The organism is Pseudomonas sp. Irchel 3E13 (assembly GCF_900187455.1).
Classification (GTDB): domain Bacteria; phylum Pseudomonadota; class Gammaproteobacteria; order Pseudomonadales; family Pseudomonadaceae; genus Aquipseudomonas.
In genome coordinates this window covers 506,137-529,079 of the sequence record NZ_FYDX01000001.1, presented here as the reverse complement: position 1 = coordinate 529,079, position 22,943 = coordinate 506,137, and the positions used below count along the sequence as shown (strand labels likewise).

At 62.7% G+C, this 22,943-nt stretch carries 24 protein-coding genes and 1 tRNA gene; 10 read left to right on the top strand and 15 right to left on the bottom strand.

Annotated elements, in window-relative coordinates; all coding sequences use genetic code 11:
* Window positions 1-16 precede the first annotated feature (16 nt).
* A complete protein-coding gene (locus CKW37_RS02275) occupies window positions 17-2,155 on the bottom strand; it encodes a PQQ-dependent dehydrogenase, methanol/ethanol family (RefSeq protein ID WP_095153804.1) in 2,139 nt (712 codons plus the stop codon).
* Window positions 2,156-2,225: 70 nt separating this feature from the next.
* Window positions 2,226-3,083, bottom strand: a complete 858-nt coding sequence (locus CKW37_RS02270) for a transporter (protein ID WP_256587664.1) — start codon at window positions 3,081-3,083, stop codon at window positions 2,226-2,228.
* Window positions 3,084-3,421: 338 nt separating this feature from the next.
* Between CKW37_RS02270 and CKW37_RS02265 the strand changes: the two genes are divergently transcribed.
* Window positions 3,422-5,353 carry a sigma-54-dependent Fis family transcriptional regulator gene (locus tag CKW37_RS02265; protein WP_095153802.1) on the top strand — a complete coding sequence of 644 codons (1,932 nt, stop codon included), beginning with the start codon at window positions 3,422-3,424 and terminating at the stop codon, window positions 5,351-5,353.
* A gap of 47 nt (window positions 5,354-5,400) precedes the next feature.
* Here the strand turns inward: CKW37_RS02265 and CKW37_RS02260 are convergent, their stop codons facing one another.
* From CKW37_RS02260 to CKW37_RS02235, 6 genes are all read right to left on the bottom strand, one after another.
* Window positions 5,401-7,104, bottom strand: coding sequence for an AMP-binding protein (locus tag CKW37_RS02260; protein WP_095153801.1), 1,704 nt, complete (start codon window positions 7,102-7,104; stop codon window positions 5,401-5,403).
* 228 nt (window positions 7,105-7,332) lie between these two features.
* On the bottom strand, window positions 7,333-7,737 hold the full coding sequence (locus CKW37_RS02255; protein WP_095153800.1) for a bacteriocin: 405 nt from the start codon (window positions 7,735-7,737) through the stop codon (window positions 7,333-7,335).
* A 52-nt stretch (window positions 7,738-7,789) separates the two neighbouring features.
* Window positions 7,790-7,993 (bottom strand): hypothetical protein, encoded by a 204-nt coding sequence (locus CKW37_RS02250; protein WP_371864254.1) that lies wholly within the window; start codon window positions 7,991-7,993, stop codon window positions 7,790-7,792.
* Between the two features lie 135 nt (window positions 7,994-8,128).
* Window positions 8,129-8,213, bottom strand: a tRNA-Leu gene (locus tag CKW37_RS02245).
* A gap of 86 nt (window positions 8,214-8,299) precedes the next feature.
* Entirely contained in the window at window positions 8,300-9,004 is a 705-nt protein-coding gene (locus CKW37_RS02240) for a YoaK family protein (RefSeq protein ID WP_095153799.1), read from the bottom strand.
* Between the two features lie 10 nt (window positions 9,005-9,014).
* On the bottom strand, window positions 9,015-9,212 hold the full coding sequence (locus CKW37_RS02235) for a hypothetical protein (protein ID WP_095153798.1): 198 nt from the start codon (window positions 9,210-9,212) through the stop codon (window positions 9,015-9,017).
* Between the two features lie 273 nt (window positions 9,213-9,485).
* On the opposite strand from CKW37_RS02235, the gene CKW37_RS02230 reads away from it, so the two are divergent.
* The 3 genes from CKW37_RS02230 to CKW37_RS02220 are packed head-to-tail and all read left to right on the top strand — an operon-like array spanning window position 9,486 to window position 12,466.
* Entirely contained in the window at window positions 9,486-10,658 is a 1,173-nt protein-coding gene (locus tag CKW37_RS02230) for a nitrogen regulation protein NR(II) (RefSeq protein WP_095153797.1), read from the top strand.
* On the top strand, window positions 10,637-12,079 hold the full coding sequence (locus tag CKW37_RS02225) for an ATPase domain-containing protein (RefSeq protein ID WP_095153796.1): 1,443 nt from the start codon (window positions 10,637-10,639) through the stop codon (window positions 12,077-12,079). Before CKW37_RS02230 ends, CKW37_RS02225 begins: the two co-directional genes overlap by 22 nt.
* Window positions 12,080-12,097: 18 nt before the next feature.
* Window positions 12,098-12,466 (top strand): response regulator, encoded by a 369-nt coding sequence (locus CKW37_RS02220; protein WP_095153795.1) that lies wholly within the window; start codon window positions 12,098-12,100, stop codon window positions 12,464-12,466.
* Between the two features lie 75 nt (window positions 12,467-12,541).
* Here the strand turns inward: CKW37_RS02220 and csrA are convergent, their stop codons facing one another.
* From csrA to CKW37_RS02185, 7 genes are all read right to left on the bottom strand, one after another.
* Complete coding sequence (gene csrA, locus CKW37_RS02215) at window positions 12,542-12,739, bottom strand: carbon storage regulator CsrA (protein WP_095153794.1); 198 nt, start codon at window positions 12,737-12,739, stop codon at window positions 12,542-12,544.
* Window positions 12,740-13,101: 362 nt separating this feature from the next.
* The gene (modC, locus tag CKW37_RS02210; protein ID WP_095153849.1) at window positions 13,102-14,199 is read right to left on the bottom strand and encodes a molybdenum ABC transporter ATP-binding protein; all 1,098 of its coding nucleotides are present in this window, start codon (window positions 14,197-14,199) and stop codon (window positions 13,102-13,104) included.
* 3 nt (window positions 14,200-14,202) lie between these two features.
* The gene (gene modB, locus CKW37_RS02205) at window positions 14,203-14,883 is read right to left on the bottom strand and encodes a molybdate ABC transporter permease subunit (RefSeq protein ID WP_095153793.1); all 681 of its coding nucleotides are present in this window, start codon (window positions 14,881-14,883) and stop codon (window positions 14,203-14,205) included.
* Window positions 14,883-15,641 carry a molybdate ABC transporter substrate-binding protein gene (gene modA, locus CKW37_RS02200; RefSeq protein ID WP_095153792.1) on the bottom strand — a complete coding sequence of 253 codons (759 nt, stop codon included), beginning with the start codon at window positions 15,639-15,641 and terminating at the stop codon, window positions 14,883-14,885. Before modA ends, modB begins: the two co-directional genes overlap by 1 nt.
* Before the next feature lie 83 nt (window positions 15,642-15,724).
* Window positions 15,725-16,798 carry a nitronate monooxygenase family protein gene (locus CKW37_RS02195; RefSeq protein ID WP_095153791.1) on the bottom strand — a complete coding sequence of 358 codons (1,074 nt, stop codon included), beginning with the start codon at window positions 16,796-16,798 and terminating at the stop codon, window positions 15,725-15,727.
* A gap of 33 nt (window positions 16,799-16,831) precedes the next feature.
* Window positions 16,832-17,002, bottom strand: a complete 171-nt coding sequence (locus CKW37_RS32910; protein WP_095153790.1) for a hypothetical protein — start codon at window positions 17,000-17,002, stop codon at window positions 16,832-16,834.
* A 5-nt stretch (window positions 17,003-17,007) separates the two neighbouring features.
* Entirely contained in the window at window positions 17,008-17,310 is a 303-nt protein-coding gene (locus CKW37_RS02185; RefSeq protein WP_095153789.1) for a DUF1883 domain-containing protein, read from the bottom strand.
* 158 nt (window positions 17,311-17,468) lie between these two features.
* On the opposite strand from CKW37_RS02185, the gene CKW37_RS02180 reads away from it, so the two are divergent.
* The 6 genes from CKW37_RS02180 to ahpC all read left to right on the top strand — a co-directional run bounded on the left by CKW37_RS02180 (window position 17,469) and on the right by ahpC (window position 22,879).
* Complete coding sequence (locus CKW37_RS02180) at window positions 17,469-17,819, top strand: hypothetical protein (protein ID WP_095153788.1); 351 nt, start codon at window positions 17,469-17,471, stop codon at window positions 17,817-17,819.
* Window positions 17,820-17,995: 176 nt separating this feature from the next.
* A complete protein-coding gene (locus CKW37_RS02175) occupies window positions 17,996-18,640 on the top strand; it encodes a cytochrome c (RefSeq protein WP_095153787.1) in 645 nt (214 codons plus the stop codon).
* Window positions 18,637-19,551, top strand: coding sequence for a c-type cytochrome (locus CKW37_RS02170; RefSeq protein ID WP_095153786.1), 915 nt, complete (start codon window positions 18,637-18,639; stop codon window positions 19,549-19,551). The genes CKW37_RS02175 and CKW37_RS02170 overlap by 4 nt, the downstream gene beginning before the upstream one ends.
* Window positions 19,552-19,804: 253 nt before the next feature.
* On the top strand, window positions 19,805-20,644 hold the full coding sequence (gene galU / locus CKW37_RS02165) for a UTP--glucose-1-phosphate uridylyltransferase GalU (RefSeq protein ID WP_095153785.1): 840 nt from the start codon (window positions 19,805-19,807) through the stop codon (window positions 20,642-20,644).
* Between the two features lie 100 nt (window positions 20,645-20,744).
* Window positions 20,745-22,100 carry a glutathione-disulfide reductase gene (gene gorA / locus CKW37_RS02160; protein WP_095153784.1) on the top strand — a complete coding sequence of 452 codons (1,356 nt, stop codon included), beginning with the start codon at window positions 20,745-20,747 and terminating at the stop codon, window positions 22,098-22,100.
* Window positions 22,101-22,315: 215 nt separating this feature from the next.
* Window positions 22,316-22,879 (top strand): alkyl hydroperoxide reductase subunit C, encoded by a 564-nt coding sequence (gene ahpC / locus CKW37_RS02155; RefSeq protein ID WP_095153783.1) that lies wholly within the window; start codon window positions 22,316-22,318, stop codon window positions 22,877-22,879.
* Window positions 22,880-22,943: the final 64 nt, after the last annotated feature.

Here is a 22,943-nt window from a genome sequence, read left to right as displayed (position 1 = left end):
GCCCATCTCGGCGAATTCAATCTTTTTGAGATTTATCCGGGGAACGGGGCCGCGCAGCGACCTCGGCGGCGGTCTGCTGTTTCTGGTAGTCGAGGTATTCGCGGTTCATGACATAGGCCTTGATTTTCTCGACGTCGTCGGCGCTCAGGCTGTCGCCGAAGGCCGGCATGCCGAGCGGGCGCAGGACGCCTTCGCGGACGATCTGCTGGAACATGGCACGGCGGCTTTCGTCGGTTTTGCGCAGGTCGGGGATCAGGCCGCCGCTCTGGGCGCCAACGCCGTGGCACACCGAGCAGTAGGCGCCATAGAGCTGTTTGCCGGTGGTCAGGTCGGCGGCGCTGGCGTGGACCGCCTCGGGCACGCGGGCGGCGGCGACGGCCGGTTTTTCCGGCAACGCTGGAAGCGAGGCCTTGCCGCCGAGCTTGAACACCAGCAGGCGACTGATGTTGCCGACCCCCGGCGCCTTGGCCGCGTCGCCGCCGATCAGCGGGGCGACGCCGCCCCAGCCGGCCATGATCGCCACGTATTGCTCGCCCTGGAAGCTGTAGGTGATGGGCGCGGCGACCAGGCCGGTCTGGGCGTCGAACGACCACAGTTGCTGGCCCTTGTCCGCCGAGTAGGCGATCAGGTTGCCGGCGGCGGTGCCCTGGAACACCAGGTTGCCGGCGGTGGTCAGGGTGCCGCCGTTCCAGTAGTGCGGGTAGGGCACGCGCCAGGCTTCTTTCTGTTTGACCGGGTCCCAGGCGAGCAACGCGCCGGACACCACTTCGCGTGGCACTTCCTCGCCGTCGGAGAAGCCGGCGCCGGTGTTGAAGGCCTTGCGTCTGACGAATTCCTTCGACTCGTTGCGGTAGACGCCGGGAATTTCCTGATAGGGAATGTAGACCAGGCCGGTGTCAGGGTTGTAGGACATGGAGTGCCAGTTGTGCGCGCCGAACGGGCTCGGCCACATCACGATGGGTTTGTCTTCGTAGCGCACGCCGGGGGCTTCGACGGGGCGACCGGTTTTCAGGTCGACCTTCTCGGCCCAGGTGACCTTGCCGAATTTTTCCGCGGAGAGCAGCTCGCCGGTCTTGCGGTCGAGGATGTAGAAGAAGCCGTTCTTCGGCGCCTGCATGATCACCTGGCGCGGCTTGCCGTCGAGTTCGAGGGTTGCCAGGCTCAGTTGCTGGGTGGCGGTGAAATCCCAGCTATCGCCGGGGGTGACCTGGTAGTGCCAGGCCAGTTTGCCGGTGTCCGGGTGTACGGCGAGGATCGACGACAGGTACAGGTTGTCGCCGCCGCCGGGGCTGCGGATCTCGCGGTTCCACGGCGAACCGTTGCCGGTGCCGACGTAGAGCAGGTCCAGCTCCGGGTCGTAGGCCATGCCGTCCCACACCGTGCCGCCGCCACCGCCTTTCCAGTACTGATCGCCTTTCCAGGTCTTGGCCGCGTCGATCAGTTCGGGGTGTTCGTAGGGCTGGTTGGGGTCACCCGGCACGGTGTAGAAGCGCCAGGCCATTTTGCCGGTCTCGGCGTCATAGGCGGAGAAGTAGCCGCGCACGCCATATTCGGCGCCGCCGTTGCCGATGATGACCTTGCCCTTCACCACGCGCGGGGCGCCGGTGATGGTGTACGGCTTGCTGTTGTCGGTGGTTTGCTGGCTCCAGAGTTGCTTGCCGGTCTTGGCGTCGACGGCGATCAGGCGGCCGTCGAGGGTGCCGATGTAGACCTTGCCATTCCACAGGGCGACGCCGCGGTTGACCGCGTCGCAACAGGCGTCGCGGGCCTTGCCGCGGTCGAGTTCGGGGTCGAAGGTCCAGAGCACTTTGCCGGTGGCGACATCCACGGCAATGGCACGGCTCCAGGACAGCGAGGCGTAGAGCACGCCGTCGTGGAACAGCGGCGTGGCTTCGAGGCCGCGATGGTTGTCCAGGTCGATCGACCAGGCCAGGCCGAGGTCTTTGACGTTCTGTTCGGTGAGCTGTTTCAGCGGGCTGTAGCGAGTTTCGTCATAGGTGCGGCCGTGGCTCAGCCACTCGTTGCCATCGGTGTTGCTGGCGACGATGGCCGCCTGGTTGACGGGGGCCGAGACGGCGATGGGGCCCATCAGGCACAGCAGCACGGCGGTGGCAAGGCAGGTTCGGCGGTGACGCGAGGACTGCAAACGGTTCATGTAGGCATGACTCCTTGATTATTCGTTCTTGTGCGGAGCAATGGCCGATCCGCGACGGATCGGCGGGACATCAGAAAACCTGCAGCACGCGCAGGTTGAGGCGGTTGTCTTCCTTGAAGCCGTTTTCCACGGACATGTCCTGCCCGTAGTTGACCAGCAACTGGGTGCCCGGGGTGACGAAGTAAGAGGCGCCGACGCTGAATTTGCTGGTGTCCGGCTCGTCGTCCTGGCGCAGGCCATCGACCTTGGTTTCGCCGCCCCAGAGCCGGGAAACGCCCAGGCGCACGTCGAAGGCATCGGTGAAGTTGTAACGCAGGAATGCCTGGCCCTGGAAAAGCTCGGACTGCTTCAGGGTCGCTTTGGCCGGGCCGTATTCGTCGTTCTTGCCGAAGAAGGTCACGTCGGCGACCAGGTCGAGGGTGAGCTTGTCGGTCAGGCCCTGGATGTAGCCGGCCTGCAGGGTGTACTTCCAGCGGTTCTCGCCGAGGTTGAGCGCGTGATCATTGTCGTAGCTGCCGGTCGGGACATAGACATAGGGCGTAATACCGAAGTAGCGGCGCTTGGCCGGTTCGTTCACCAGCCAGACGGTGGACGCGAGGATCAGGTCGCCGATGCCGCTGTCGTCGCCCAGCGACTTGGTGTCGTCCTTGCCCCGGAGGCTGCCGAACGGCAGGAGAAACTGCGGGTCGATGATGTAGTCACCAAGCTCCATGAAGTGCACGCCCCGGAGGATTCCGACATCCGAATCCAGCCGCGCATCCAGTGGCGCCTTGTGGCCGTCGGCGTACAGCGACTTGCGCTCGGCGTGCTGGTAGTACACCAGGCCGAGGTTGGTGCCGGCGGGCATGGCGGTGTAATCGCCGGCGTCCACATCCACGGCCCGGGCCGAAGGTACTATTGCCGTCGCCAGGCCAAGCGCGGTAGACACTCCGACAATCCTGGCCAGTTTCCGTGTGTTGAAGACAGTGGCGAGGCGCGTATCAACGCTCTTCGTCATGACATCACCTTTATTGTTTTTGTTTATGATCGAGTGGTGTATCCCGGCCGTTAAAGCGCAGTACGGGCCGGAGACGAAGAAGACTTGAGCAGAACCTGTGCCAGTTATTTTGAATGAATGGAAATCCATTCAAGATCAACGGTTTATAACAAGATCAATGTGCGGCTTGAGACTTTCCGAAACGCGCTTTCACCGCACTGTCTCATGATGAGGCAGTTGTCTTGAGTGAGGGCTGTACCGGACTGATACAGCCGTTTCGAGGCAATGTAATGAACAAGCCCGATGACCCTTTTTCTGCCCAGCGTGAAGTGAACGTCATTACCGCGATCGAAGCGCGCAACCGTGCCTTTGGTTCGCAACTTGTCGAGCGTTCCTGGGAGCGTTCGCAGCGCTACGGGATCCGCACCCGCGACCGGGTGTTGTTCGACGCGCCGGTGGCGGTACGCCCCGGACAGTTGCGCGACTACGGCGGCTCGCTGCTGGACGCCGCACGGCCGGAAATGGAGCAATTGCATGCCTCGCTCGCGCCGCGGGACTGGGTGCTGGCCTGCATCGATCTGGACGGCGTGGTGCTGAGTTCGATGGGCAAGTCCAACGGTGCCAGCCAGGAACTGAACCAAGTGTTCCGCCAGGGCGCGCAGTTTCTGGAAACCCTGGTGGGCACCACGGCGCCGAGCTGCGCGCTGGCCGAGCAGGAGTCGGTGATCATCGCCGGCTCCGAGCATTATCTGGAGGAAGCGCGCGCCTTCACCTGCATGGCGACGCCGATCTTTGGCGTCGACGGCGGCATCGTCGGGGTGCTGGATGCCAGCCGCAAAGGCGTGGAAGCCTCGCTGTATACCCTGGAGTCGCTGGTGATTGCCGCGCGGGCCATCGAGCGTCGCCTGTTCAGCCAGTTGGGCAGCGTGCTGCTGGTACACGTGCATGGTCGCCTGGATATTCTCGGCACGCCCATGGAAGGGCTGCTGGCGTTCGATCAGGCCGGCCAGCTCAAGGGCGCGAACCGGATCGCCCACCAGCTTTTCCAGCCGCCGGGGCTCAAACCGGGCATGGACTTCAGCGAGCTGTTCGACATGCCGTTTGCCCATGCCCTGTGTTATCGGCGCTACGACCTCAGTGTTCCGTTCCGGTTGCAAACCCATTGCGGCGCTCTGTTCAACGCGTGCCTGACCGCCGCGCCGGGCAACGCCTCGGTGCAGTCGCGACGGCCAGCGCTCCCGCCGGTCACCGCCGAGCGCCGCGAGCCAGCCGCGCATGGGCCCTGCCTGGAAGACCCGACGGTCAGCGCGGCACTCGAGCGCGCGCGCAAAGCCTTTGCCCGCAATATCCCAGTGTTGATCAATGGCGAGACCGGCACAGGCAAGGAAGTCTTCGCCCGCCTGTTGCATGACGGCGGCAGCCGCGCCGCGGGTCCGTTCGTGGCGATCAACTGCTCGTCCATTCCGGCCAGCCTGATCGAGTCGGAGCTGTTCGGTTATGTCGAAGGGGCGTTCACCGGCAGTCGCAAGGGCGGCGCCTCGGGCAAGATCGAACTGGCCGATGGCGGCACGCTGTTCCTCGATGAAATCGGTGATATGCCGCTGGAATTGCAGGGGCGGCTGCTGCGGGTGCTGCAGGAACGCAACCTCAGCCGGCTGGGCAGCAACAGCGTGGTGAAGGTGGACTTCGCGCTGATCTGCGCGACCCACCGCGACCTGCTTCAGCTCGCCCAGGAACAGGGCTTTCGCGAAGACCTCTACTACCGCGTCAACGGTCTGCGGGTCAGCCTGCCGGCGCTGCGCGAGCGCAGCGATCTGGCGCAACTGATCCAGCACCTGTTGCTCAGCGAGTCGGCCGGATCAACGCCCCCGGTGCTGGACATGCCGGCCCTGCGCGCGCTGCTGGCGTATGCCTGGCCGGGCAATATTCGCCAACTGCACCAGGCGTTGCGCCTGGCCGTGGCGCTGGCCGATGAGGACGGGCGGATCGGTTTGCAGCACCTGCCGGATGAGGTGCTGCGGGGTGCGCCGGAGCCGATTCGCGAGACGCTGGACGTCGATGTCGAGAGGGGGCCGGGCGACACCTTGCAGGCGTCCGGGCAGCGGGCGATTCGTACGGCGATCGCCGCGTGCAACGGCAACCTCTCCGCCGCCGCACGGCGACTGGGGATCGGGCGGGCAACCTTGTACCGGAAGATGAAGGAGATGGAGCAGGGCGCTTGAGGATTGGCCCTTTCGCGACGAGCTGTCGCGAAAGGGCCGGCGTAGTGTCAGCCCTTGAGCTGCGGGAAGTCTTCTTCGAAATGCTCGTGTTCACCGCGGCTGTCGCCTTGCCGGCGCTGCACTTCCATCTGCCGCAGTTCCACCCGGCGAATCTTGCCGGAGATGGTCTTGGGCAGCTCGGTGACGAACTCGATACGCCGCACCCGCTTATACGGCGCCAGGTGTTCGCGGGCGAAGGCGAGGATGCTGTGCGCCAGCTCAGCGCTGCCCACCTGGTCGTGGGCCAGGATCAGAAATGCCTTGGGCACCGCCAGACGCACCGGGTCATGGCTGGGCACCACCGCCACTTCCATCACCGCCGGGTGTTCGATCAGCGCGCTTTCCAGTTCGAAGGGGCTGATGCGGTAGTCCGAGGCCTTGAACACATCATCGGCGCGCCCGACGAAGGTGATGTAGCCGTCGGCATCGATCTGCGCGGTGTCGCCGGTGCGGTAGTAGCCGTCGCGCATGACCTCGGCGGTTTTCTCCGGGCTGTCTTCGTAGCCGAGCATCAGGCCCAGCGGCCGTATCGCCAGCGGCAGGGCGACTTCGCCTTCGTTGCCGGGCAGGCCGTCGGGATCGAGCAGGCTGACTTGATAGCCGGGCAGCGGGCGACCCATCGACCCGGGCTTGAGGACCTGGCCCGGTGTGTTGCCTACCAGCGCGGTGGTTTCCGACTGGCCGAAGCCGTCGCGCAGGTCGAGGCCCCAGGCGTGCTGCACTTGCTCGATGATTTCCGGGTTGAGCGGCTCGCCGGCGCCGACCAGTTCCCGCAGGCGCAGGCGGCCACGGTAGGCGGCGAGGTCTTCCTGGATCAGCATCCGCCAGACCGTGGGCGGCGCGCACAGGCTGGTGATGCCGTAGCGCTCCAGCACCTGCAGCAGCGAGATGGCATTGAAGCGCGGGTTGTTGTGGATGAACACGCAGGCGCCGGCGTTCCACGGCGCGAAGAAGCAACTCCAGGCGTGCTTGGCCCAGCCGGGAGACGAAATGTTCAAGTGCAGGTCGCCGGGTTGCAGGCCGATCCAATAGAGGGTGGACAGGTGCCCCACCGGATAGCTCTGGTGGCTGTGCAGGACCATTTTCGGCTTCGACGTGGTGCCTGATGTGAAGTACAGCAGCATCGGGTCGGTAGCGCGGGTCACGCCTTCCTCGATGAACGCGGCGCTGTGGTGCTCGGCGTCGGCGTGGGGCACCCAGCCGTCCGCCCGGGTGCCGACGCTGATACGGGTGAAGTCGCCACCGATGCCGGCGAATTTTTCCAGGTTGGCGGCGCCGACGATCAAGTGGCGAACGTTGCCGCGTTCGATGCGGTCGCGCAGGTCTTCCGCAGTCAGCAGGGCGGTGGCGGGGATCACCACGGCGCCGAGCTTGAAGGCGGCGAGCATGCTTTCCCACAGGGCGATGTCGTTGCCGAGCATCATCAGGATGCGCTCGCCGCGCTTTACGCCCAGTGCACGCAAGTGGTTCGCCACACGGTTGGAGCGCTGCGCCATCTCATGGAAGCTGTAGCGGCGTTCGCTGCCGTCTTCCTCGACGATCCACAGGGCTGGGGCCGGGTTGTCGCTGGCCATGTGATCGTAGTAATCCAGCGCCCAGTTGAAGCGCTCCAGCCTGGGCCAGCGGAAATCCCGTACGGCGGTTTCGTAGTCGGTACGGTGGGCGAGCAGGAAATCACGGGCGGCAAGAAAGGCGTGGCGTTCTGAGTTCATGAGGGGCGTGCCTTGATTGTTGTTGTCGGTCCCGCCTGGTCAGGAAACCGGGGGTTGGGCCGAGTATAGGCGCGCGTTTATGAGAGCAGAATTCACATAAAAGCCGGTGCAATGTGCAAATTTGCAGGGTGGGCGAGGGGGTGTTTCAAAGTGGGACAGTGGCGGATCGCGAGCAAGCTCGCTCCTACGGGGGCACTACAATTTGTAGGAGCGAGCGATTCGTCCGACTCAACGGTGCCGATGACGACGCTTGTGCTTGCGCTTGCCGGTATCACGGTTGTCATCTGCCAGGTGGTTGCCCAGCGCACCACCGGCTGCGCCGCCCAGGCCCGCGCCAACGGTAGAGCCGGTCGAGCCGCCCAGTTTGCCGCCGATCAGCGAGCCGCCCGCCGAGCCCAGTCCGCCGCCCAGGGCCGCTTCGGTGCGGTTGCCCTTCTTCGCGCCGACGGCGCTGCCGGCTGCGCCACCCAGGCCGGCGCCAATGGCCGCGCCGGTGCTGCCACCGATCTGTTGACCGACGACATTGCCAAGCGCGCCGCCAAGGCCGCCGCCGATCGCGGTGGTGCCGTCACCGGCCAGTGCCGCCTGGGACATCAAGATACCTAGAGCGAGGGTAGGCAGTGAAAAACGCATGGTCGAAACCTCTGGCAGTGGGGGCAGTCAGGAAAAAGTGGAAAGCAGCCGGTCAGTCGTCGTCACGGTAGCGGCGATCATCGCGGCGATGGTCATAGCGGTCGTCGTAGCGGCGATCGCGGCGGTCATCCTGCCAGCGGTGCTGGTCACGGTCGCCACGCCAGCCGTCGTTACGGTCATGGTGGTGATGATGGGCGCAGCCGGCGGACATCAGGATCGCGGCCAGCAGGGAGAGTTGGGCAAGACGGGTCAGCACGGTCATTTCCTCTAACCGCGGGGGCGGTATTCGATGGCGCAGGTATGACCGCGTTTTTCAGGATTTGTTGCAGAGGGACAGCCAAGTGGTTGGCAGATATGAAAAAAGCGCCATGAAGGCGCTTTTCTCGAGAGGTGGTGCGAGTGGCGGGACTCGAACCCGCAAGGCTCACGCCGACAGATTTTAAGTCTGCTGTGTATACCAATTCCACCACACTCGCAGGTTGATCGAGATTCACGAGGTCTCTCAAATCAAGCGCGCTTTATAACTCATCGTTATATTCGCGTCAACGGGTAAGACGAATACTCACCGCGCCATGTAACGTTGCACCCACCGCCTGGGAATCATCATCGAGGCCAGTCCGAGCATGGCTGCCAGGACGCTGCTGGCCAATAATGCGGCAAAACCCAGGTGGTGTTCCAGCCAGCCGCCGAGCACCGCGCCGAACAGCATCCCGCTCCACGGCACCAACTGCATGCGCCAGCCAGGGCGCCGCTCGCCCATCAGCCAACGGCCGAGGCCGCGACCGAAGCGCGACAGGGCGCCGGTGACGTAGGTCAGGCCGATGGGCAGGCCGTTCACTTCTTCGACCGCGGCATTGAGCATGCCCATGGACAGGATCGCCGCCAGCATCGCCAGCAGTTCCAACTGTTTGCCGCACAACGCGGCAGCGAGCAGCAGCAGGGCGGTCAGCGCCAGCAACGGCCAGGCGCGCTTGCGGCTGGAGCGGGCGATCATGACGCCCAGTGCGTTGCCGATCACGAAGGTGGCAATGAGCAGCGCCAGGCGTGCAACCAGATCGAACTGGCCGTCGCTGAATGCCACGGCCAGGCGGGTGGTGTTGCCGCTCATGAAGGAGACGAAGTCGCCGCTGGCCAGGAAGCCAATGGCGTCGGTCATGCCGGCCAGTACCGAGAGGCCGCCGACGAAGAACAGCCCGACCCGGCCGCGCAGTCGGTACAAGCGCAGGGCGTGGGGTCTGCGCTGGCCTGCGGGGTGTTCTGGCAGCATGCCGGGCGGGTCAGCTGGGTTCGATGGCGCTGGCTACGGCGCGCAGTTCGTTGATCGAGGCGGTCAGGCCGTTGACCCGTTCGTTGACCTCGACCGCGTCGGCGGCGTGGACCGAGTTTTGCAGGTAGACAGCGTGCCCAGCCAGCCCTTTCGCCAGGCGTTCCATCCCGTCGGCAGTGTGCTCCAGATCATCATGAATACGTTGCATGCGCGTGTTTATTACCAAGATCCCTTCCTCGACCGCTTGTCTGTTGTACCTGCCGGACCTAGCGACTATAGCAACTTGCCGGCATTCTCAGGAGGCAGTGTGCAGTCAATGGCGCTATACCTTGATCCAGCGCAGTGATTGCAGGCCCTGTTCATGGTCGGTGCAGGAGTGCATGTAGGAGTTGATGAGCATGGATGTAGGAATACGGCTCACTAAGAGTCATCCTCAGCGTATGCTGTAGCTACACTTCACTCATCATCAGCGGACTCAGCAATGGCTCCATCCGAGCGACTGGACCTGCACAGCATGCACACCAGTCTGTACGAACAGCTTGTACAGACCGTGGTCGACTACGCCATCTACATGATGGACCTCAACGGCTACATCATTTCCTGGAACGCGGGGGCCGAGCGCATCAAGGGCTACCGTGCCGAGGAAGTCATTGGCCAGCATTTCTCGTTGTTTTTCACCGAGCAGGATTGTGCCGATGGCCGTCCGCTGTTCCTCTTGAACAAAGCCTTGAGCAGCGGCGGTTCCCAGGATGAAGGCTGGCGCGTGCGCAAGGACGGCACGCAGTTCTGGGCGCTGGTGGCGCTGGATGTGGTGCGCTCGCCTGAAGGCGAAGTGATCGGCCTGGCGAAGATCACCCGCGACATTACCGACCGCCACGAAGCCGCCCTGCAACTGGATGCGATGCGCGCGCAACTGTTCCAGTCGCAGAAGCTCGAAGCGCTCGGCCAGTTGACCGGGGGCATGGCCCACGATTTCAACAACCTGCTGACCATCATCATCAGCTCGGCGAAGCTCGCCATGAACAGCCAGGACCCGCAACGCACCCAGCGGTTGCTTGAGCATGTGCTCGATGCCGGGCAGCGCGGCAGCCAGATGACCCAGCAATTGCTCAGCTTCGCCCGCCGCAAGGCGCTGGAGGTGGTGAGCGTCAATTTGCCCGAGGTGATCGAGGCGATCCGCGCGCTGTTGTACCAGGCGCTGCCCAAAGGCATCGAACTGCACGTGCAGTGCGACGAGGACCTGCTGCCGGTGGAAGTGGATGCCGGTCAGTTGCAGATGGTGTTGCTCAACCTGGTGCTCAATGCCCGGGATGCCATGGAGGACGGTGGCGAGATTCGCCTGTGGGCGCGCAATCAGGTGTTGCTGGGCGAACGCGAAAACCTTAATGGGCCGTTCGCCTTGATCAATGTCATCGATTCCGGCAAGGGGATTCCCGCAGAGGTATTGCCGCGGATTTTCGAACCGTTCTTCACCACCAAGGGCTTCGGCCAGGGCACAGGCCTGGGCCTGAGCCAGGCGTATGGATTTGCCAAGCAGAGCAATGGCGGCATCTGGGTCGACAGTGAGCCGGGACAGGGCACCTGTATGACCTTGTGCCTGCCGCTTTCGGACAACGGGGAGGGCAATGCGCCGTGGAACAGCTCCAGCGTGTAGCGACAGGTATCAGAGGCCTCGATGACCTGCTCAAGGGCGGCCTGATCGCGGGTTCTGCCTATATCGTCCAGGGCCGTCCCGGCTCCGGCAAGACGGTGCTGGCCAACCAGTTGGCGTTCAACCATGTCCGTCATGGTGGCCGGGTGTTGGTCGCGACCTTGTTGAGCGAGTCCCACGAGCGGCTGTTCCAGTACCTGTCGACCTTGTCGTTTTTCGACGCGACCAGGATCGGCGACCAGATCCAGTTCATCAGTGCCTTCGACACCCTCGATCAGGACGGCCTCGAAGCCGTGGTGCGCGTGCTGCGCGGCGAGATTGCTCGCCAGGGCGCTTCGTTATTGATCGTCGATGGCCTGCTCAACGCCCGCTCGCGGGCCGAGACCGTGCTCGACACCAAGAAATTCATCTCCGAGCTGCAGGCCCACGCGGCCTTCGCCGGCTGCACATTGCTGTTGCTGACCAGCAGCCACCTGGAGGACGACAGTCCCGAGCACACCATGGTCGATGGCGTGATCGAGCTGGGTGAAGACCTGCATGGTGCCCGTGCGGTGCGCCGCATCCAATTGCGAAAAACCCGAGGCAGTGGCGCGCTGTCGGGGCTGCATGAGTGCGAGATCACTGGCGATGGCCTGCAGATCTATCCGCGGCTGGAAGCGCTGTACGCTCGCCCCTCAGGTATGGGCAGCGAGACCTTCAAGCGTGTCGGCAGCGGCGTGGCGTGCCTCGACCGGTTGTTACTTGGCGGTCTGGCGCAAGGCTCGGTGACCTTGGCAATGGGCCCGTCGGGCAGCGGCAAGACCTCGCTCGGGCTGAGTTTTCTCGGCGCCGCCACACCAGAGGCGCCCGGGCTGCATTTCGGATTCTATGAGCCGGCGCCGCGCTTGCGGATGAAAGCGGCGGCCCTGGGCCTGGACTTCGCGGCGATGGAGCGTGACGGCGCCTTGCAGATTGCCTGGCAGCCGACCACTGAGGGCCTGCTGGACGATGTCGGTGCACGCTTGTTGCGCCAGGTCAGCGAGCAGGGCATCAAGCGGGTGCTGATCGATAACCTTGGCGCCTTCGCCCGGCTGGCGACCCGGCCGGAGCGCTTGAACGAATTCTTCCGCGCCCTGATGGGCGAACTGCGGGCCCGCGACGTGACGGTGCTGGCCACCTGGGAAATGCGCGACATCTTCGGCTCGGAAATCAACGCCCCGGCGCCGGAGCTGTCGAGCATCGTCGACAACCTGCTGTTGATGCGCTTCGTTGAGCTGGGCTCGGAGCTAAAGCGGGTGCTGTCGATCTTGAAAGTGCGCGACAGCCGTTACGACCCGGCGCTATTGGAAGTGGTGATTGGTGCAGGAGGGGTGGAGCTGCATGAGGCGTTCAACGAGGCAACCGCAGTGCTGTCCGGCACGGCGCAGCCACTGGAACGGTCCTGAGGGCCGCGGTCTGAAATCATGAGCACAATTCTGGTGGTCGACGACGAATACATCATTTCCGACATCCTCGGCTTTGTGCTGGAGGATGCGGGCTTTCAGGTCGAGAAAGCCGCCAACGGTGCGAAGGCACTCGAAGTGCTGGAAAAAACACGGGTCGAACTGCTGATCACAGACTGGATGATGCCGGTGATGAATGGCGAAGAACTCGCCCGAAAACTACGCGCCGACCCACAATACAAAGGCATGCCCATCATTCTCATGAGTGGCGCACAGAGCGATATCGCTCGCAAGAGTCCCGAATTGTTCGACGGTGTGCTGGATAAACCCTTCGATCCTGAAACGCTGATTGACATGGTTCAGGGGCTCGTCCGGCCACCTGGGGGATGAAACCCCTCAGTTCAATCCGCAGGTCCGGCGAGGTGGGACCAAGCGCATCCGTGCGACTCGATTCATGCAAACAACTTATGAATGGTCTTCTCCTTTTTCCGGCGCCGGGCTGCCGGCCTGAATGCGTTTGTAGATCTCTTCACGGTGCACCTGAACGTGTTTCGGTGCATCGATGCCGATCCTCACTTGCATCCCCTTGACACCTAGAATGGTGACTTTGATGTCATCGTCGATGACGATGCTTTCGCCAACCTTGCGGGTGAGTATCAGCATGTATTTCTCCTTGGTAACTTGAAATGCCTCGCAGGCGGTACCCACAGAGGACGGGGGCGCTGGGAGACGCTTCCCTCTTTCCCTTCATTAAAGACGCATTCGTTGAAAATTAATTCCCCGAATAAAATATTTGCGAGTGTCTTTTTTAGGTTGGGCGTCGACTGGGCAGGTGGGAATTTCGCGACGCGAGATTTTCCACCCGGCAAGCATAGGGGTGTTGAACGCATATGGGAAATTTCTCTTATAAAAAGAGAAACTTTCGACATTTAGCGTTCAATTTGTGGGGTTATTAAGAAGTTCAACAAATGAGATTGATTCTTGATTGTTGGGCGCTCTTTCTCCGCAATAGCGCCGCAACATTTTCAGGCGCTGTGACCCAGCAACGCCACACCCTTGATTTGCGCCCACAACTGCTGGCCTTCGTGCAGCCCCAACTGATCGCTGGAAAACCGCGTGACCCGCGCCAGCAGCGGATGGCCTGCAGCGTCCAGGCTGACCAGTACCTGCGCCGGGTTGCCGAGGTGGCTGAGGGCGCGAAGGGTCACCGGCAGGCGATTGATGATGCTCGATTGGGTGTCTTCGGCGAGGCTCAGGCTAATGTCGCGCGCCTGGACCTTGATTCGCAATGAAGACCCTGGCGGCAGCGGCGCGTGCGGGATGCGCAGGCGCAGTTGGCTGTCGGGCAGGTGCAGGTCGAGGAGTTGGTAGGCGGCGTCGTAGGCGCCGGTACGGCCTTCGATGATCACCCCGGCGTCGTCATCCTGTGCCAGCGGCAGGTCGAGGCGGGCGAGGGTCTGGTTGATCGGCCCGCTGGCCAGGACCTTGCCCTGTTCCAGCAGCACCAGATGATCGGCGAGGCGGGCGACTTCTTCCTGGGCATGGCTGACGTAAATCAGCGGAATCTGCAGCTCGTCATGCAGGCGCTCCAGGTACGGCAGGATCTCGCGCTTGCGTGGGGCATCGAGCGCCGCCAGCGGCTCGTCCATCAGCAGCAACCGCGGGCTGGTGAGCAAGGCCCGGGCGATGCCGACACGCTGGCGCTCGCCGCCGGAGAGGGTATCGGGCTTGCGCGCCAGCAAGTGGTCGATACCCAGCAGGTCGCAAGCCTGTTGCAGGCTGATCCGCCGCGTGGCCGGGTCGATGCGGCGCCAGCCGAACTCGAGGTTGTCGCGCACCGAAAGGTGGCTGAACAGGCTCGCTTCCTGGAACACGTAGCCGATCGGGCGTCGGTGCGGTGGGACGAAGACGTTGTTGCGGGAGTCTTGCCAGACCGTGCCGCCGACCTCGATGTAGGCATCTTCGGCACGCTCCAGCCCGGCCAGGCAACGCAGGCAGGTGGTCTTGCCGGAGCCGGAGGCGCCGAACAGCGCGCTGACGCCCTGGCCTGGCAGGCTGAGGTCGACATCCAGGGTGAAGTCGTCGCGGGCCACTTTCAGCCGGGCTTGGATCATTGCAACCATCATTCAGCTCCAGGCCGATTTGCCGCCGCGGCTGCCATACAGCGCCAACAGCACCAGAAACGAGAACACCAACATTGCCCCCGCCAGCCAATGGGCCTGGGCGTATTCCATGGCTTCGACGTGGTCGTAGATCTGTACCGAGACCACCCGGGTCTTGTCGGGAATGTTGCCGCCAATCATCAGCACCACGCCGAATTCGCCGACGGTATGGGCGAAGCCGAGGATGCTGGCAGTGATGAAGCCGGGCTTGGCCAGCGGCAGCACCACGCTGAAAAATGTGTCCCACGGACTGGCGCGCAGGGTCGCGGCCACTTCCAGCGGACGGTCGCCGATGGCGGTGAAGGCGTTCTGCAACGGCTGCACCACAAAGGGCATGGAATAGACCACCGAGCCGATCACCAGCCCGGTGAAACTGAATACGACCGTGCCCAGGCCCAGGGTCTCGGTGGTCTGGCCGACCAGCCCGTGAGGGCCGAGGGTCAGCAGCAGGTAGAAACCGATCACCGTCGGCGGCAGCACCAGCGGCAATGCCACCACCGCACCCACCGGGCCACGCAGCCAGGAGCGGGTGCGGGCCAGCCACCAGGCGATCGGCGTACCGATCAGCAGCAGGATCAGGGTCGTCAACGACGCCAGCTTGAGCGTCAGCCAGATTGCGCCGAGGTCGCTGGCGTCCAGTGGCATCAGAGTTCGTAGCCGTAGGATTTGATGACCGCAGTGGCTTTCGGACCTTTCAGGTAATCAACCAGTGCCTTGGCGGCCGGGTTGTCCTTGCCTTTCTCGAGGATCACCGCGTCCTGGCGGATCGGGTCATGCAGCTCGGACGGAACGATCCAGGCCGAACCGCTGGTGACCTTTCCGTCCTGGTAGATCTGCGACAGCGCGACGAAGCCCAGCTCGGCGTTGCCGGTGGAAACGAACTGGAACGCCTGGGTGATGTTCTGGCCTTCGACGATCTTGGCCTTGGTGGCTTCGGTCAGTTTCAGCTTGTCCAGCACCTGGGTGGCGGCCAGGCCGTACGGTGCGGCTTTCGGGTTGGCGATGGAGAGGTGCTTGAACTGGTTGGCCTTGAGCACGGCGCCTTTGTCATCGACATAGCCTTCCTTGGCCGACCACAGCGCCAGGGTGCCGACCGCGTAGGTGAAGCGCGAGCCCTTGACGGTGGCGCCTTCGCTTTCCAGCTTGGCCGGGGTGCTGTCGTCGGCGGCGAGGAAGACTTCGAACGGCGCGCCGTTCTTGATCTGCGCGTAGAACTGTCCGGTAGCGCCGTAGGCGGCAACCAGTTTGTGGCCGGTGTCTTTTTCGAAGTCCTTGGCAATCGCCTGGATCGGCGCGGTGAAGTTCGCCGCGACGGCGACCTGGACGTCATCGGCCCAGGCGCTGTTGAGGGTCATGAAGGCGAACAAAGTAGTCAGGGCAAGACGAGGTGCACACTTACGCATGAAACAGCTCCGTGGGTGAGTAAAGGCCAATCGCTATATAGGCGAATATATAGCGATTGTCTTGTATACGGAAAGTCCTGTTTTTAGCGACCAATCAATGCGAGAGCTTCGTCCGCCAGTTTGCGGGTCAATTGTTCGGCGGGCAGTTCGACGCCAAGACGCAGCGCCTGACCGGACCAAAGGTTACTGAAGTCGCTGTTGCCTTGCGGTTCGCTGATCGCGCGAATCGGCGCCAGTGCACCGCCTGCGAGGGGGAAGGCCGGGGCGAGGGCGCTGATCGGGCCCAGCTCGCGCATGATCCGCGTGCTGATACCACGGGCCGGACGACCGGTGAACAGATTGGTCAGCGCCGTGTCGCTTTCCCGCGCGGTGTGCAGCGCGCGGCGATGGGCCGGGGAAATCTTCGCCTCGGGGCAGAACAGGTACGCAGTGCCCAGTTGCACCGCCGAGGCGCCCAGGGTGAACGCCGCAGCGATCCCGCGGGCATCACCGATCCCGCCGGCGGCGATCACCGGCAGGCGCACCGCGTCGGCAATCTGCGGGACGAGGGCCAGGGTGCCGACCTGGCTGTTCAGGTCATCGCTGAGAAACATCCCGCGATGGCCGCCGGCCTCGAAGCCCATGGCGATGATCGCGTCGCAGCCGTGTTGCTCCAGCCACAGCGCCTCGGCGACGGTGGTGGCGCTGGACAACACCTTGGCGCCGCTGGCCTTGACCCGCGCCAGCAGGCGCGGCTCGGGCAGGCCGAAGTGAAAGCTGACCACCGCTGGCTTGAACTGCTCGACCAGCGCGCAGGCGGTGTCGTCGAAGGGCGCGCGGCTGGAAACCGGCGTCGGCGCCTCGAAATCGGCGCCGACTTCGTCGTAGTAAGGCTTGAGCGCCTGTTTCCAGCGCTCGGCCTTCTCGGCATCGGCTTGCGGCGGGGTGTGGCAGAAGAAGTTCACATTGATCGGACCCCGGCTGGCCTGGCTGAACGCCTCCAGCTCCTGGCGGATCTGCTCGGCGCTGAGCATGGCGCACGGCAGGGCACCCAGGCCACCGGCATTGCTCACGGCAATCGCCATGGCCGAACCGGTGGCACCGGCCATGGGCGCTTGCAGGATCGGCAGCTCGATGCCGAGCAGATCAACAATGCGGCGGTCCGGCCATTGGCGCATCAGCGGTGCTCTCCCTTCTGCGATCAGCGGGCCTCAGAGTGCCTTGCTGACCTGGATCTCGGTGATCTTGTCGGCGTCGTCGCCGTGGATTTTGCGCAGCGCTTCCCGCGCCTGTTCCTGCGAGTTGTCCGGCAACTGGGCGAAGTCCCAGCGGCGCTCGCCGTCGAGCTTGTACTTGATGACGTATTTGATGGTTGCGGTCATGGGACTTATCTCAGTTGCGACGACGAGCGGCGAATGAACTTGATCTTGTAGGTAAACGTCGGTTTGCGCGTTACCGAAATTGCCCGAGGGCTGACGGTATCGAGGGTGATATTCCAGAAACCGGTACTTGGCACCGTGATTTTCGCCGGGAAATGGTCGAAAGCGCCGCCATGATAGGTGTGTCGGCCGCCATTCTTGAAACTGCGAAAGTTGGCGTCGTTCATCAGACGGATATTGCAGCGCTGGGAACATTCGATGACGACAATATCGTCTTCATTCAGGTGTTCGCGCTGGTGTACGAATTTCATGTTACGGCTCCGCAAGGGGATATTTCGGCAGTGCGAAACGATAACAGATGTCAGCCGAATGTAGGACTTCATCACAGTCTTGATGAGAAAACTGTCAATGCAGGGAGCAAAACGGCCTAATAGTGGTCGAAGTGTTTTTATTTGGGAGATGGGATTCAATGAAATGGTTTGTACCTGCCTTGGCGTTGACGCTGACCGGATGTGCCAGTGTGGCCGAGTTGGAACAGAGCCCTGAAACCCTGGATGTGATTTCCGGCAAGTCGCCAGAGCACTATCTGCTGTGCGTGCAGGAAAGGCTCAAGGACAGCCGCGGTCCGCTGCAAGTGACCCGCGACAAGAATTCGATCCGGGTGATCGTGCCGCAGAAATTGTCTGAATCGCCCGCGGCGGTGTTGGACATCAGCGAACGCTCCAGCGGCAGCGGCATCAAGCTGCACGAGCGCTTGAACAACTTCCCCCTGCGCCTTTCCGATGTAAAGAACGCGGCGACGCGCTGCATTTCTGGCTGAGTCCCTGTACCCCACGCTTCAACGGGTCGTTTTCATCCCTGGTGATTAATCGATTCACTGAGCTGGATGCTCCTTTTCGGTGCATTTCGCCGTTGTAGTGGCGAAAGGATAGACCTACTATCCATAGGCTTATATTTTTTAAGTCTAAGCATATAACCAGAAGATGGAGCTCCGTGATGATTCCACTGGATCGAATCCTGATCAGTAGCCTGTTGTTGTTTTCCCTCTCGGCAGCCCATGCCGACCAGGGCCAGAAAGTCTTTACCCAAGGAGGCCAGAACCCCGCTGCCATGGCCTGCCAGAGCTGTCACGGCCCGGATGGCCTGGGCATGGCAGCCGCCGGCTTTCCGCGATTGGCGGGCTTGCCGGCCGGTTACCTGAGCAAGCAGTTGCAGGACTTCCGCGACGGCACCCGCAAGAACCCGATCATGGAACCGCTGGCCAAGGCCCTCGCCGACGAAGAAATCGCCGCCGTGAGCAAGTCCCTGGCGGCCATGCCGGCACCGGCAACACCGGAGGTGCGCCGTCAGCAGATGGCCAGCAGCCCGGTGGAACAACTGGCGCTGTACGGCGACTGGGACCGGCAGATCCCCGGTTGCGTGCAATGCCATGGCCCGGGCGGTGTCGGTGTCGGCGAGCACTTCCCGCCGCTGTCACACCAGCCGGCGGCTTACCTGACCGCGCAGCTCAACGCCTGGCGCGACGGCAGCCGACACAACGATCCCAACCAGTTGATGGTCGGCGTGGCCAAGGCCATGACCGATGAAGAGATCAAGGCCATCGCCGACTATTTCGCCGGCGGACAGGGGGTCAAGCCATGAAAGCATTCATTTTTTCCGCACTGGCCCTCTCGCTGGGTTCGGCTCATGCCGCGCAGGTTGCCATGGAAGACCAGTCGCAACTGAAAGTGCCGGCGGCAAGCAAGACGCCATTCTTCGTTCCTCCCGCACAAAGCGAACTGCCTGACAACGCCTTCGGCAAGATGGTCCGCGACGGTTATGCGCTGTTCGTTGACACCAAGCGCCTGGCCCCGGACTACGTCGGCAATGGCATGAAGTGCAGCAACTGCCACCTGGATCAGGGCCGCATGGCGCACTCGGCACCGTTGTGGGGCGCGTACCCGATGTACCCGGCCTATCGCAAGAAAAACGACAAGGTCAACACCTACGCCGAGCGCATCCAGGGCTGCTTCCAGTTCAGCATGAACGGCAAGGCGCCCGCGGCTGACAGCAAGGAGATCACGGCGTTGTCGGTGTATTCGTACTGGCTGTCGACCAAGGCGCCGATCGGTGTCGAGCCTCCTGGCCGCGGCTACCCGGATGTGGCGCAGCCGGCCCAGGGCTACGACATCGCGCGTGGCGAGAAGCTCTACAAGGAGCAATGTTCCATTTGCCACGGCGATCAGGGTGAGGGGCAGAAAATCGCCAATGACTACGTGATGCCGCCCTTGTGGGGAAAAGACTCCTACAATTGGGGCGCAGGCATGCACCGGATCAATACGGCGGCATCCTTCATCAAGTACAACATGCCGCTGGGCAAGCCGGGCAGCCTGAGCGATCAGCAGGCCTGGGACGTGGCGGCCTACATCAACAAGCATGAACGCCCGCAGGACCCGCGTCTGGTCGAGGGTTCGGTGGAGAAAACCCGGCTCAAGTTCCATGCCAATGATGGCGTCAACCTCTACGGCCAGACCGTCGAGGGCGTGCTGATCGGGCAGGGCACCGGGAAGTGACCGACGCGACCGCCGAGGCGGTCGCACAATGATGGCCAGGGCGCCGCTTCCGACACTGGAAGCGGCGTCTTTCTGTCAGCGTCAGGCGCCGGATTACAGGCGTCGGAGCAATATTTGCAGCGTGCGGGAACTATCTCCCGCCGGTTTTCTCTATGATGGCAACGGTTGCCGTCGGGTGGGGCATTGTAAGGTGCTCGCCGCCTGATTAGACTGCGCCGAATTTCGCACGCACAGCCCTTCGTTAAGGACTTATATGATCAAGAAATGCTTGTTCCCGGCAGCCGGCTACGGCACTCGCTTCCTGCCAGCCACCAAAGCCATGCCCAAGGAAATGCTGCCGGTGGTAAACAAGCCACTGATCCAGTACGGCGTCGAGGAAGCCCTCGAAGCCGGCCTGACTGAAATCTCCATCGTTACCGGCCGCGGCAAGCGCGCCCTGGAAGACCACTTCGACATCAGCTACGAGCTGGAAAACCAGATCAAGGGCACCGACAAGGAAAAATACCTGGTCGGCATCCGTCGTCTGCTGGACGAGTGCTCCTTCTCCTACACCCGTCAGACCGAAATGAAAGGCCTGGGCCACGCCATCCTGACCGGCCGCCCGCTGATCGGTGACGAGCCGTTCGCCGTGGTCCTGGCGGACGACCTGTGCGTCAACCTGGACAACGATGGCGTGCTGACCCAGATGGTCAAGCTGTACAAGCAGTTCCGCTGCTCGATCGTCGCCATCCAGGAAGTCGATCCGCAGGAAACCCACAAGTACGGCGTGATCGCCGGCGAAATGATCCGCGACGACATCTACCGCGTGCACAGCATGGTCGAGAAGCCGAAGCCGGAAGACGCGCCGTCGAACCTGGCGATCATTGGTCGCTACATCCTGACCCCGGACATCTTCGACCTGATCGAACAGACCGAGCCAGGCAAGGGCGGTGAAATCCAGATCACCGACGCACTGATGAAGCAGGCGCAGAACGGCTGCGTCATGGCCTATAAATTCAAAGGCCGTCGTTTCGACTGCGGTGGCGCTGAAGGCTACATCGACGCGACCAACTTCTGCTTCGAGAACTTCTACAAGACTGGCAAAGCCTACTGATCCGGTAGCGCTCACCTGTACGAAAAAAGCCACCTTCGGGTGGCTTTTTTGTTTATGGCCATCGCCGGCGTTATGCTGGCGAACTGCCGAGGAGACTGATATGGCCTACGATTTTGATCTGTTTGTGATTGGCGCCGGTTCCGGCGGTGTACGGGCCTCGCGTTTTGCCGCGGGCTACGGGGCGAAAGTGGCGGTTGCCGAAAGCCGCTACCTGGGCGGTACCTGCGTCAACGTCGGCTGCGTGCCGAAAAAGCTGCTGGTGTACGGCGCGCACTTCGCCGACGACTTCGAGCAGGCTTCGGGGTTTGGCTGGTCGCTGGAAGACGCGCAGTTCGACTGGTCGCAACTGATCGCCAACAAGAATCGCGAAATTGCGCGGCTCAATGGCATCTACCGCAACCTGCTGGTCAACAGCGGCGTGACCTTGCTCGAAGGTCATGCGCGGATCACCGGGCCGCATGAAGTGGAAGTCGAAGGCAAGCGCTACAGCGCCGGCCACATCCTCATCGCCACTGGCGGCTGGCCGCAGGTGCCGGACATCCCCGGCCGCGAACTGGCGATCAGTTCCAACGAAGCCTTCTTCCTCAAAGACCTGCCCAAGCGCGTGCTGGTGGTGGGCGGTGGCTATATCGCCGTCGAGTTCGCCGGCATATTCCAGGGCCTGGGCGCCGACACCACCTTGCTGTACCGCGGCGACCTGTTCCTGCGCGGTTTCGACGGCTCGGTGCGCACCCACCTCAAGGAAGAACTGGAGAAGCGCGGCCTCGACCTGCAGTTCAACGCCGACATCCAGCGCATCGACCAGCAGCCGGACGGCAGCTTGAAGGCGACTCTCAAGGATGGCCGCGAGCTGATTACCGACTGCGTGTTCTACGCCACCGGGCGCCGGCCGATGCTGGACAACCTCGGCCTGGAAAACACCGAGGTGCAACTGGACAAGCGTGGCTTCGTGCGGGTCAACGATGAATACCAGACCGACGAATCGTCGATCATGGCCATCGGTGACGTGATCGGTCGCGTGCAACTGACGCCCGTCGCCCTGGCCGAAGGCATGGCGGTGGCGCGGAGGCTGTTCAAACCGGAGGAATACCGCCCGGTGGACTACCGCAACATCCCCACCGCCGTGTTCAGCCAGCCACCGATCGGCACCGTCGGCCTGACCGAGGAGCAGGCACTGGAAGCCGGACACCAGGTGAAGATCTTCGAAAGCCGTTTCCGGCCGATGAAGCTGACCCTGACCGACGTGCAGGAAAAGACCCTGATGAAGCTGGTGGTCGATGCCGAAACTGACCGCGTGCTGGGTTGCCACATGGTCGGGCCGGAGGCCGGCGAGATTGTTCAGGGCCTGGGCATCGCCCTCAAGGCCGGGGCGACCAAGCAGCAATTCGACGACACCATCGGCGTGCACCCGACGGCGGCGGAAGAGTTTGTGACGATGCGGACTGTGACGCGCTGAGTGAGGCGTTTTCGCGAGCAAGCTCGGTCCTACAGCGGTGCAACACCGACCTGTAGGAGCGAGCTTGCTCGCGATGAACCAATCCCTTCTATTAATACCCACCTGTTATAGCCAAAACCAATCGCCAGCATGACTTTTGCCAATGAGCATTAACCGGGTCTATTGGCTAGGATCTGTCCATCAAGTTTTTACAAACCCTGAAGGAGAAACATCCGATGCCTATCATCAACAGCCAGGTTAAACCGTTCAACGCAACTGCTTACCACAACGGCAACTTCGTTCAGGTCTCCGAAGCGGATCTGAAAGGCAAATGGTCCGTTGTGTTCTTCTACCCAGCCGACTTCACTTTCGTCTGCCCGACCGAGCTGGGTGACCTGGCCGACAACTACGCCGAGTTCCAGAAACTGGGCGTCGAGATCTACGGCGTGTCCACCGACACCCACTTCACCCACAAAGCCTGGCACGACACCTCGGACACCATCAGCAAGATCCAGTACCCGCTGATCGGTGACCCGACCCACGTCATCTCGCGCAACTTCGACGTGCTGATCGAAGAAGCCGGTCTGGCTGACCGTGGCACCTTCGTCATCAACCCAGAAGGCCAGATCAAGATCGTCGAACTGAACGACGGTGGTGTGGGCCGTGACGCCAGCGAGCTGCTGCGCAAAGTCAAGGCTGCCCAATACGTCGCCGCTCACCCAGGCGAAGTCTGCCCGGCCAAGTGGAAAGAAGGCGAAGCCACCCTGGCACCATCGCTGGACCTGGTCGGCAAGATCTAAGACCGTGAAAAAGCCGAGGGCGGTCCTCCGCACCTAGTCGCTGTACCGCCCCGCAAAACGCCCG

What these genes read in the sequence shown, in the direction of transcription:
- ahpC (WP_095153783.1), top strand. Translation starts at nt 22,316, where the DNA reads ATGCCTATCATCAACAGCCAGGTTAAACCGTTCAACGCAACTGCTTAC.
- CKW37_RS02275 (WP_095153804.1), bottom strand. Translation starts at nt 2,155, where the DNA reads ATGAACCGTTTGCAGTCCTCGCGTCACCGCCGAACCTGCCTTGCCACC.
- CKW37_RS02235 (WP_095153798.1), bottom strand. Translation starts at nt 9,212, where the DNA reads ATGCAACGTATTCATGATGATCTGGAGCACACTGCCGACGGGATGGAA.
- CKW37_RS02230 (WP_095153797.1), top strand. Translation starts at nt 9,486, where the DNA reads ATGGCTCCATCCGAGCGACTGGACCTGCACAGCATGCACACCAGTCTG.
- modB (WP_095153793.1), bottom strand. Translation starts at nt 14,883, where the DNA reads ATGCCACTGGACGCCAGCGACCTCGGCGCAATCTGGCTGACGCTCAAG.
- modC (WP_095153849.1), bottom strand. Translation starts at nt 14,199, where the DNA reads ATGGTTGCAATGATCCAAGCCCGGCTGAAAGTGGCCCGCGACGACTTC.
- CKW37_RS02240 (WP_095153799.1), bottom strand. Translation starts at nt 9,004, where the DNA reads ATGCTGCCAGAACACCCCGCAGGCCAGCGCAGACCCCACGCCCTGCGC.
- CKW37_RS02265 (WP_095153802.1), top strand. Translation starts at nt 3,422, where the DNA reads ATGAACAAGCCCGATGACCCTTTTTCTGCCCAGCGTGAAGTGAACGTC.
- modA (WP_095153792.1), bottom strand. Translation starts at nt 15,641, where the DNA reads ATGCGTAAGTGTGCACCTCGTCTTGCCCTGACTACTTTGTTCGCCTTC.
- CKW37_RS02175 (WP_095153787.1), top strand. Translation starts at nt 17,996, where the DNA reads ATGATTCCACTGGATCGAATCCTGATCAGTAGCCTGTTGTTGTTTTCC.
- CKW37_RS02260 (WP_095153801.1), bottom strand. Translation starts at nt 7,104, where the DNA reads ATGAACTCAGAACGCCACGCCTTTCTTGCCGCCCGTGATTTCCTGCTC.
- galU (WP_095153785.1), top strand. Translation starts at nt 19,805, where the DNA reads ATGATCAAGAAATGCTTGTTCCCGGCAGCCGGCTACGGCACTCGCTTC.
- CKW37_RS02180 (WP_095153788.1), top strand. Translation starts at nt 17,469, where the DNA reads ATGAAATGGTTTGTACCTGCCTTGGCGTTGACGCTGACCGGATGTGCC.
- csrA (WP_095153794.1), bottom strand. Translation starts at nt 12,739, where the DNA reads ATGCTGATACTCACCCGCAAGGTTGGCGAAAGCATCGTCATCGACGAT.
- CKW37_RS02185 (WP_095153789.1), bottom strand. Translation starts at nt 17,310, where the DNA reads ATGAAATTCGTACACCAGCGCGAACACCTGAATGAAGACGATATTGTC.
- CKW37_RS32910 (WP_095153790.1), bottom strand. Translation starts at nt 17,002, where the DNA reads ATGACCGCAACCATCAAATACGTCATCAAGTACAAGCTCGACGGCGAG.
- CKW37_RS02170 (WP_095153786.1), top strand. Translation starts at nt 18,637, where the DNA reads ATGAAAGCATTCATTTTTTCCGCACTGGCCCTCTCGCTGGGTTCGGCT.
- CKW37_RS02255 (WP_095153800.1), bottom strand. Translation starts at nt 7,737, where the DNA reads ATGCGTTTTTCACTGCCTACCCTCGCTCTAGGTATCTTGATGTCCCAG.
- CKW37_RS02220 (WP_095153795.1), top strand. Translation starts at nt 12,098, where the DNA reads ATGAGCACAATTCTGGTGGTCGACGACGAATACATCATTTCCGACATC.
- gorA (WP_095153784.1), top strand. Translation starts at nt 20,745, where the DNA reads ATGGCCTACGATTTTGATCTGTTTGTGATTGGCGCCGGTTCCGGCGGT.
- CKW37_RS02195 (WP_095153791.1), bottom strand. Translation starts at nt 16,798, where the DNA reads ATGCGCCAATGGCCGGACCGCCGCATTGTTGATCTGCTCGGCATCGAG.